The sequence below is a fragment of the uncultured Allobaculum sp. genome, assembly GCF_948576815.1.
In the GTDB taxonomy this organism is placed as follows: Bacteria; Bacillota_I; Bacilli_A; order Erysipelotrichales; family Erysipelotrichaceae; genus Allobaculum; species Allobaculum fili.
Genome location: NZ_CAPAEZ010000087.1, coordinates 1 through 9589, shown reverse-complemented (window position 1 = coordinate 9589; position 9589 = coordinate 1). Strand labels below are relative to the sequence as shown.

Genomic DNA, 9589 nt, shown 5'->3' with positions numbered 1-9589 from the left:
AGCGTATCTAATATTCAGTCTCGCGTATACCCGTCGATTGTTTGACACTTACGGTCTTTTCCTTTTGGCCGTCGGTTTCAACCGCAAAAAAACTCGGATCTTCCCAGAGAAGGCCCGAGTTTTCGTTTTGGTAAATACTGAGGAATGAAACGCACAATAAAAGCAGAAAAATTCGTCACAGAGCCAGAGAGAAAAACTTCGGATCAGGAAACGGTCTTTTTTGCGCCCTGCCAGCTGTTTCGGCGAAGGAGTTCCTTATCGATATCGTTGGCGGTCTGCGTCTTCTTTCGCGTCCATAGGGGAGCAAGCAGATCGCTGGCCAGACCGTCGCCGGTTACGCGTTCGATAATGATGTGTTCATCGATCACTTCCAGCTGATCGCAGACAATGGATACATATTCCTGCGCGCCAAGAAGAGGAAACGGTTTGTTCAGCCAGCTCTGGCCCAGACGGGAATTGTCCAGCAGATGAAGCATGTGAATTTTGAGCGCGCCGGGTTGAAGGGAACTGGCAAAGCGGGCGGTTTCGAGCATCATCTCTCGGGTTTCGCCCGGCAGTCCATTAATCAGATGCAGGACAGAACGCAGATGATGCCTTTGGCATAACGCGATCGCGTTTTTCGCATCTTCGGGCGTATGGCAGAAATTCATGGCCTTTGCGGTCTGAGGATGAATGCTCTGCAGGCCGAATTCGACCCAGACTTCCTTGTGATACTTCGCCTGCATTTCTTCCAGCCATGCAGCGGTCTCTTCACAAAAACAGTCGGTTCGCGTAGCGATGGAAATCGCGCAGACTTCATCCGAGGCAAAGAAGGGAATATAAATCTTTTTCAGCGTTTCAAGCGGGGCGTACGTATTGGAAAAGGACTGAAAGTAGGCGATGCCAAGACACTCGGGCCATTTTTTGCGGGCCCGTTTCAGATTTGCCTGGTACTGGGTCTGGAGCGACTGGCCGCTTTGCAGAATCGTATCGCCGCTTCCGGCAGATGAGCAGAAGGCGCAGCCGCCCACGCCTTTGGTTCCATCCCGGTTAGGACAGGAAAATCCCGCATTGAGCGGGATTTTGGCAATTTTTCGTCCATACTGTTTCTTCATCGCATAGGAGAAGGTGTGGTAGCGCTTGTTGGTATCGGAAAAGGGAAAGGGGTTGTCCAGAATCTGGTTCATTAGAGCGTGCGTCCAACCACTTTCGCAATCGCCCGCGCTTTAGTGACCAGTTCCGCATATTTATCCGGTTTCAGCGACTGCGCGCCATCGCTCCAGGCGTGCGCCGGATCGGGATGCACTTCAATGATCAGACCGTCTGCGCCAGCTGCAATCGCGCCTAACGCCTGCGCTTCGACAAGCTTCCAGTCGCCGGAGGCGTGGGACGGGTCGATGATAACCGGCAGATGAGTCCGTTCTTTCAAAATCGGAATGACTGCCAGATCGAGGGTATTGCGGGTGTATTTCTCAAACGTGCGGATGCCGCGTTCGCAGAAAATTACGTTTGGATTGCCTTCGGACATAATGTATTCCGCGGCCATGATCCACTCTTCAATCGTATTGGCCAGACCTCTCTTGAGCAGCACCGGCTTTTTCGTGCGGCCGACGGCTTTCAGAAGATCAAAGTTTTGCATGTTGCGTGCACCAATCTGAATGACGTCCACGTTTTCAACAAATTCATCGAGCTTGTCGATGCTCATCAGTTCGGTTACGATCGGCAGTCCGGTAAGTTCTCTGGCATGAACGAGATCCTGAATGCCTTCCGAGCCGAGACCCTGGAAGGAATAGGGAGACGTTCTGGGCTTGTAGGCGCCTCCGCGCAGCATATCCGCTCCGGCTTCCAGCACTTTGCCGGCAGCCTCGCAAATGGCACCGTCGCCTTCAACCGCGCACGGGCCGGCGATCATGACAATTTTCTGTCCGCCGATTTTGATGCCGCTGACATCGATGACGGTATCTTCCGGATGGAACATGCGGTTGGCCAGCTTGTACGGCTGGGCAACGCGCTGCACGTTAAAGACGATGGGATTGGCCAGCAGGGACCGCTCATCAATGGACGCGGTATCGCCGACCAGGCCGAAGACGTCGTAGTTTTCACCGACAATTTTGGTGATGGAAAGATTGCGGCTTTCCAGATCCGCAATCAGCTCATTGACAGCCTGTTCTGGGGCCGTCTTTTTTAAAGTAATAATCATAGTGAATACAGCTCCTTTAAACTCTCGACAGATCAGAAGATCTCTGACTTACGCAAAAGAGTATCCGCTCTTTTACCGGTTTTGTCCGGGAGAGCATCGCAATTGGAAGCGATACAGGACGAAAAGCAGGAAAACGGGAAGGAAAGCGGGTGCCCGATTTTTCGAAAACGGATCGATCGGGTAAGTCTGCACTATCATACCGCCTTGAAAACTCGTTCAAAAAATTCGAGCGGAAAATTTCATAACTCGAAAGAAAACAGGAGGTTTTGCCGCCATAAACCGCCTGCGTATTCGAGATTCTCGATATTCATTGTTATGAAACTTAAAAACACAAAAAGGAAAACCGATCGATTTTCTGGGAAGGAAAATACAGGAAATCGTCCTGACAAGGCCGTAAAATGTCCACTTTGGTCATAGCTTTGACGACAAAACGATTTATGCCTATCATGAAATCAAGGATCAGCCCCGATCCATCTGACAAGGAGTGAGTTTATGAAAATCAACATTGTTGGAAAGAATATTTCCATTACCCAGGCACTCGAAGACCGCATCACCAAGAAACTGAAAGGTCTCGAGAAGTACTTCCTGATCGGGGAAGACGACACCGCAAAAGTTCTGCTGACCTCCCATCCGAACCACAATAAAATCGAGGTCACCATCCCGACGAAGGCCGCGATCCTGCGTGCCGAAACCGTCGATGTCGATATGTACAATGCGATCGACAAAGTCGTAGACAAACTGAAAGACCAGATTCGCCGTCAGAAAACGCGTCTCGAAAGCCGCAAGGACAAGGCATCGCCGCTCTACGAAGCCTTCCTCGACTTCGATATTCTAGGTGAAGAAGATCCGGAAGACATCGTCGTCAAGACCAAATCCATCGAACTCGAGCAGCTCTCGCTCGATGAAGCGATCACCCGCATGGATCTGCTCGATCACACTTTCTTCATCTATCTCGATGATGAAACCGGCAAACCCGCTGTAGTCTACTGCCGCAAAGACGGCGGCTACGGTCTGATCGAAACCGAATAAGTCCAGAACGGGACGCATTCGCTAAAGCCTCAGGCCAGAACGAATGCCGCCTGCCCGCCATAAGAGAACCGGGAAAATCCAGTAAATCAGGCAGAGCAGGGATCGCCCGATTCTACAGGATCTGAAAAATACAGAAGGGAAGCTGAAAAGCTTCCTTTTTCTGTATAAAGGCTGCATAGAACAATTGATAATTCTCAACACAGGACTATAAAGCATCTTTTTATGGCACAATTTAGGAAAGCGCTTTCAACCCGCTGAAAACAAACAGAGGATCCAATCGAAAGAAGCGGTTTTCTCTGGATAGGATCCTGGAAAGGAGATTGTATATGCCTGTTTCTTTTCGCAAATCGGATTTAGAAAACACAGAACCCCGAATCTGTCATTCGGGAAAACTCGGCAGCGCCGAGTGGACAATTGATGAAGACGGCCTTCTCGTCATTGGCGAAGGCACGATGAACACCGACGAGCTTCCGCCTTCCAGACATGAGGACGAAGATACGTCCGATCGCTGGCCATGGTATCCCTGGCGCAAGGAAATCGACCGGGTAGACGGCAGCGCGCCTCTCAAGGTAATCGGTGATCTGAGCTATGCATTTGGCGGTGCCGAACGCGCCACCGTCAGCAAGCGCGGCATTTACACTTCAATTGAATCGATCGATCTCTCCGGCTGGGACACGAGCGAAGTCACCAGCATGCGTTCGCTCTTCTTTGACTGCAGCGGCATGACCGAACTGAACATCGACGGCTTTCAGACCGGAAACGTGCGGGATATGGCCAACATGTTCAACGGATGTTACAGCCTGCATGAACTGAACGTACAAAGCTTCGATACGCGAAGTGTCGAAGACATGTCCGGCATGTTTACCAGCTGCTACCTGCTCGAAAGCCTCGACGTTTCCGGTTTCGATACGTCCAATGTTCGAAACATGGAAAGCATGTTCGCGTTCTGCCACCGGCTGGGCGGTCTGGATGTATCTCACTTTGACACGTCGAAATGCGAGGACATGGGATTTATGTTCTCGGGCGACCGCGCCCTGCAAAGTCTGGATCTCTCCGGCTTCGATACCCGGCATGTGACGAATATGGACTTCATGTTTTCCGAGTGCAGCTCAATTCAGTCGCTCAATCTGGAAAGCTTTGATACCGCCAATGCCCTGAGCCTTTTCAAGATGTTCAACGATGCCTATCAGCTGCAGCGCCTGAACATCACGCATTTCCAGACACAGAACGCCCGTTTCATTCAGAAGATGTTTGACGGCTGCAAGGCGCTTTCTGTTGTCGGATTCGGCTCTGGGGTGCAGAACACGCTGAAGGCGTTTCGATCCCGCTTCCCGAAAGGCGAGTGGTATCTCAATAACGAAGGCCCGTTTGCCCTTCTCAAGCTGCCCGCTTTAGAGGAAGGCCAGACTGGCTGGCTGACACGCACAAAGCAGATGAGCGACGCCTTCAAGGACTTCTAGAACGGCAGCTCCACGCTCCTCTTTGAATCGTTCAAACCCGATTGCATTAGAGCGCATGAGCATGAAATTTTATGCGCTCTGACCTGAAAAGCGACGCAAACCATTGCGCATAATCCCTGCTTCAGAATATGGAAAGCGCTTGCGAATTGCTCATAGGTAAAGTTCGATTGGAGATTGCGTGCGGATCTTTTGAGGACGCCGGAAAAGCCGCCATAAATTTTGCAGAATTCTATCGCCGCACTTGTATTCACGCCGTCTGGTCAGTAAAATACCACAAGCGGCAAAAATCGCCCTGTACCCATTCGATAGACAAACCCCGATCGATTTCCTGGCCTGACTTTCAAAAAAATCGGCTTTCTTACACGCAGATTCCATTGCGGAAAGGACAGGCGGCCACGGGTTTTCCTGGTTTCTGACCTTTCTGTCGTATGGTAAGATAAAAATTGTTTGGAGGAGGTTTATTTATGGGACTGATGGATCGTTTTAAATCATTCGTTGAACCTGGTGACGACGAAGAATACGTAGAAGAAGATGAAGTCGTAGAAACAGCAGAACAGTCTGCACCTACAGCTCGTTCTGCTGGCAACGCGTACGAAGTGAAGAAAGACAACGGCGCACCGCATCTGGATGCCAACACAAAAATGGTTCTTTTTGAGCCGAGAAGCCTGAACGAATCGGAACTGGCTGGCAACCGCATGAAAGAAGGCCGCGCAGTTGTAGTGAACCTGCACAAGCTGACTGATGAATATGCTCGCCGCATGGAAGACTTCCTGACTGGTGTAGCCTTTGCCCTTGGCGGAGAGCTCAAGCATATCGGACCGGATGTAATTCTCTGCTATCCGAAAGAAATCGGCGTAGCAGGCTCGATCAACCTGAACGACGAAGCTGAAGAAGAATCTGCTCAGTAATCATGGCGGAAAACACAAACGGTCATGAACAGTTTTTTCGATCGGTACAGAACGGCATCGACCGTTTTGAACGATTTGGAAAACCGTTCATGACCGGTTTTTTAACCCCTTTTGAAAAAATGCAGATCGGCCGAATCGCCGCGAAAGCCGGCGGGCGTTTTGACGGCGGATATCCGGACGCCGTACGCTGCCGCTTTATTCTCGACGAGGCTTTTGACCGTCCCGATCCAGAAGAAGACGGACTGTATATTCCAACAGGGGAATGCTGCGTAATGAAGGCAAAACTGCCTGCCTCTTCTTCCAGAGTGCTGAAGCATTCCGATGTGCTCGGCGCCCTGATGCACTCCGGCTTAAAGCGGGAGTCCATCGGCGATATCGCCGCAAGCCCGGATGCGCTCTATCTGGTCTGCAAGAGCGATCTGGCTGAATTCATTCATCAGGAAATTCGTCTGATCGCAAGAACCCCCGTCGAATTTGAAGAATGCGATCCGCTGGAAATGCCCAAACCGGTCTTTGAGCATCTCAAGATCAACACGGCAAGCATGCGCGCCGACTGCATTGTGTCAGCGCTTGCCCATTGCTCTAGAGCGGACGCAAAAAGCCTGATTGCACAGGGATTTGTAAAAGTCAATGATGCGATTCTTGAATCCGCGAAAGTGCTGTGCAATAATGACACCATCTCTGTACGCCGCCATGGAAAGTTCATGATAGGCGAACTCGACGGTGTCAGCAGAAAAGGCAGACTGATCGTAAATATTCTGAAATATCAATAAATGAATTTGTAAACAGAAAAAGCAATGACAAAGACGCGTCCTGCAGAATTTGGAAAGCAGAGAGCAGCCGGTTTGGTGAAAAGGCTGCATGAAAAATCTGCAGGGTATCACTTTGAAGCTGAAAAGGGGAATGGAGTACTCTTTTCCGGAAGCAGACCGTTATCTGCGAGTGCTTCAGGGAAAACGCCCTGAAGAAGTAAGGTGGTACCGCGCATTGTCGTCCTTAAACAAGGGCGGCTTTTTTTGTGTCTGCAGAAAGGACGTAAGAGAATGGAGAAAAAGAACGATTATAAATCGACCCTCCAGATGATGAAAACGACGTTCGAAATGAGAGGAAACCTCCCCAGGAAAGAACCGGTTTTTCAGAAACGCTGGCAGGATGAACATCTTTACGAAAAGATGCTCGCCAAACGCGAAGGCTGTGAGCCTTTTGTACTGCATGACGGTCCTCCGTATGCCAACGGGGACATCCATATCGGTCATGCGATGAATAAAGTCCTCAAGGATGTCATTAACAAATCGAAATTCATGCAGGGCTACCAGGTTCCTTACATCCCCGGATGGGATACGCACGGTCTCCCTATCGAAACCGCGGTAACCAAGCTTGGCTATGACCGCAAGAAAATCGGTATCCCGGAATTCCGCAAGATCTGCCGTGAATTTGCGCTCAAGCAGGTAGAACGTCAGAAAAAAGGTTTCCTGGCTTTAGGATCGATCGGCGATTACGATCATCCCTACATCACGCTGACTCCGGACTTTGAAGAAGAACAGATCCGTATTTTCGGAAAGATGGCGGTAGACGGTCTGATCTATCAGGGCCTCAAACCGGTTTACTGGTCTCCTTCGAGCGAAACCGCTCTCGCGGAAGCCGAAGTCGAATACAAGGATGTAACTTCGCCGACGATCTACGTGAAATTCCAGGTCAAGGACGGCAAGAGCATCCTCGATGAAAACGACTATTTCGTCATCTGGACGACCACCCCATGGACCATCCCGTCCAACCTCGGTATTTCCGTTCATCCCCGCTTTGAGTACGCCCGCGTCAAAACCGATCAGGGCAATCTGATCGTGCTTTCCACAATGGTGGAAGAACTGATGCAGCGTTTTGGCATTGAAAACTACGAAGTCCTCCAGATCATCCCTGGCAAGGATCTCGAATATATGACCGCAACTCATCCGCTTTATCCGGAAGTGGAATCTCTCGTTATGGTCGGCGAACACGTCACTGACGATTCCGGTACCGGTCTGGTTCATACCGCGCCTGGCTTTGGTATGGACGACTTCATGATCGGCCGCAAGTACGGTCTGCCTGTCTTCGTAAACGTTGACGCGCAGGGCCGCATGATGGATGTCTGCGGACCGCGTCTGGCCGGCAAAACCGTAGACGAAGCCAATCCGATCGTCATCGACTGGCTGACCGAAAAAGGTGCCCTGCTGAGCCGTGAAGATATCGTCCATTCCTATCCGCACGACTGGCGTACGAAAAAGCCGATCATCTTCCGTGCGACAACACAGTGGTTTGCTTCCATCGATAAAATCCGTGATCAGCTCCTCGATCAGATCCACTCCATTTCCTGGGTACCGGCATGGGGCGAAGACCGCATGAACAACATGATCGCCGACCGTGCCGACTGGTGCATTTCGCGTCAGCGTGCCTGGGGCGTACCTATTCCAATTTTGTATGGCGAAGACGGCACCCCGCTGATGGATCCGGTTCTGTTTGATTATGCAGCAAAGCTGATCGGCGAATACGGATCCAACGTATGGTTCGAACGCGACGCCAAGGATCTCGTTCCGGAAGGCTATACGAACGAACATTCGCCAAACGGTCTCTTCACGAAGGAAACCGATACGATGGACGTATGGTTTGACTCCGGAAGCTCCCATACGGGCGCGATGAAAAAACGCGGCCTCGGCTATCCGGCAGACCTGTACTTTGAAGGCTCCGACCAGTATCGCGGCTGGTTCAACTCTTCTCTGATCATTGGAACCGCCGTATACGGACAGGCTCCGTACAAACAGGTTCTTTCCCACGGATTCATCATGGACGAACAGGGACGCAAAATGTCCAAATCCCTGTGGAACGCCATGGCTCCGGCGGAAATCACCAACAAGTTCGGTGCGGACGTGCTGCGTCTTTGGGCGTGCATGGTGGACTATCAGGCCGACTGCTCAGTAGGCGACAATATCCTCAAACAGGTATCCGATACGTACCGCAAAGTCCGCAACACCTTCCGCTTCCTCGTCGGCAACCTGGACGGCAATACGTTTGGCAAGGACGATCTGCTCGATGTTGAAACGCTTTCGCCGCAGAACAAGTTCATCCTCGCTCTGCTCGACGATACGGTTGATGAAGTCCGCAAGGCGTACAACGAATACCGTTTCTCAGATGCGGTCAACCTGATGGTGATCCTGATGACTAACGAGCTCTCGAGCTACTACCTCGACTACGCGAAAGATATCCTCTATTGCGATGCAGAAGATTCGAGAGACCGCCGCGAAATCCAGACCGTTCTGTATCTCACGGCTTCGATTCTGACTCGTCTTTGGGCTCCAATCCTGGCGCACACCGCCGAAGAGATCAACGACCTCATGAAGTTCGATGAAGAATCCATCCACCTTTCCGAGTTTGTTAAATCCGGTCTGATCGAAGACACCACAGAACTGAAAAAGAACATGGAAACCGCGCTTGCGCTGCGCAAGGACGTACTGAAGGCTCTTGAAGAAGCCAAGACCGACGGCGTTCTGAAAAAATCCAACGAAGCCGTTCTGCGCATCCATGCCAATGATGAACTGCGCAGTATCGTAGAGGAGTACATCTCCAATCCGGCTCAGTGGCTGATGGTCGAGTCCGCTGAGTTCACGGACGAATCGCTCAAGCCGTATTCGGTATGCGAGATCGAAGTGAAACATACGGACGGACATCTTTGCGAAAGATGCCGCAACTATACGCACAGCCATCATGAAGGCGGCGTATGCGACCGCTGCGCAGAAGTTCTCGGCGTAGAATAAACGAAAATTTCCGGTTTCTGTCCGGATCCGAAACGGTCATGGACAAATCCCTGCTTTCTAAAGAAAGATTTTTGAGACTGCCTCGTCAGCCGATTTTTCGGCCGATTGAAGCAGTCTCTTTTGTTTTCGCAGCACGAGGCAGAAATAATTTTGAAAAGCAGCTGGCCGTCCGCAAAGTAAGTGTCAAACAATCGACGGGTATACGCGAGACTGAATATTAGATACGCT

The 9589-nt window shown here is 51.0% G+C and carries 7 protein-coding genes and 1 other annotated feature; of the genes, 5 read left to right on the top strand and 2 right to left on the bottom strand.

The features are described from left to right. Positions 1-203: 203 nt before the first annotated feature. Both Q2J39_RS09840 and aroF read right to left on the bottom strand, forming a co-directional pair. Positions 204-1166: a TIGR01212 family radical SAM protein gene (locus Q2J39_RS09840; RefSeq protein WP_288340460.1), complete on the bottom strand. Its 963-nt coding sequence runs from the start codon at positions 1164-1166 to the stop codon at positions 204-206. After that, the gene (gene aroF, locus Q2J39_RS09835) at positions 1166-2179 is read right to left on the bottom strand and encodes a 3-deoxy-7-phosphoheptulonate synthase (RefSeq protein ID WP_230268400.1); all 1014 of its coding nucleotides are present in this window, start codon (positions 2177-2179) and stop codon (positions 1166-1168) included. The genes Q2J39_RS09840 and aroF overlap by 1 nt, the downstream gene beginning before the upstream one ends. Before the next feature lie 492 nt (positions 2180-2671). Here aroF and raiA point away from each other — a divergent pair, with 492 nt between their 5' ends. The 5 genes from raiA to ileS all read left to right on the top strand — a co-directional run bounded on the left by raiA (position 2672) and on the right by ileS (position 9361). Continuing rightward, entirely contained in the window at positions 2672-3208 is a 537-nt protein-coding gene (gene raiA, locus Q2J39_RS09830) for a ribosome hibernation-promoting factor, HPF/YfiA family (protein ID WP_230268401.1), read from the top strand. Between the two features lie 326 nt (positions 3209-3534). Then, complete coding sequence (locus tag Q2J39_RS09825) at positions 3535-4668, top strand: BspA family leucine-rich repeat surface protein (protein WP_288340457.1); 1134 nt, start codon at positions 3535-3537, stop codon at positions 4666-4668. Positions 4669-5132: 464 nt separating this feature from the next. Continuing rightward, positions 5133-5576, top strand: a complete 444-nt coding sequence (locus Q2J39_RS09820; protein ID WP_288340453.1) for a cell division protein SepF — start codon at positions 5133-5135, stop codon at positions 5574-5576. A gap of 2 nt (positions 5577-5578) precedes the next feature. Beyond that, complete coding sequence (locus Q2J39_RS09815; protein ID WP_288340451.1) at positions 5579-6349, top strand: YlmH/Sll1252 family protein; 771 nt, start codon at positions 5579-5581, stop codon at positions 6347-6349. A gap of 15 nt (positions 6350-6364) precedes the next feature. Beyond that, positions 6365-6577 (top strand) — a binding site (T-box leader). Positions 6578-6619: 42 nt separating this feature from the next. Continuing rightward, positions 6620-9361 (top strand): isoleucine--tRNA ligase, encoded by a 2742-nt coding sequence (ileS, locus tag Q2J39_RS09810; protein ID WP_288340448.1) that lies wholly within the window; start codon positions 6620-6622, stop codon positions 9359-9361. Positions 9362-9589: the final 228 nt, after the last annotated feature.

Coding starts and splice junctions, on each gene's coding strand:
- Q2J39_RS09840 (WP_288340460.1), bottom strand. CDS start 1,166: ATGAACCAGATTCTGGACAACCCCTTTCCCTTTTCCGATACCAACAAG.
- aroF (WP_230268400.1), bottom strand. CDS start 2,179: ATGATTATTACTTTAAAAAAGACGGCCCCAGAACAGGCTGTCAATGAG.
- raiA (WP_230268401.1), top strand. CDS start 2,672: ATGAAAATCAACATTGTTGGAAAGAATATTTCCATTACCCAGGCACTC.
- Q2J39_RS09825 (WP_288340457.1), top strand. CDS start 3,535: ATGCCTGTTTCTTTTCGCAAATCGGATTTAGAAAACACAGAACCCCGA.
- Q2J39_RS09820 (WP_288340453.1), top strand. CDS start 5,133: ATGGGACTGATGGATCGTTTTAAATCATTCGTTGAACCTGGTGACGAC.
- Q2J39_RS09815 (WP_288340451.1), top strand. CDS start 5,579: ATGGCGGAAAACACAAACGGTCATGAACAGTTTTTTCGATCGGTACAG.
- ileS (WP_288340448.1), top strand. CDS start 6,620: ATGGAGAAAAAGAACGATTATAAATCGACCCTCCAGATGATGAAAACG.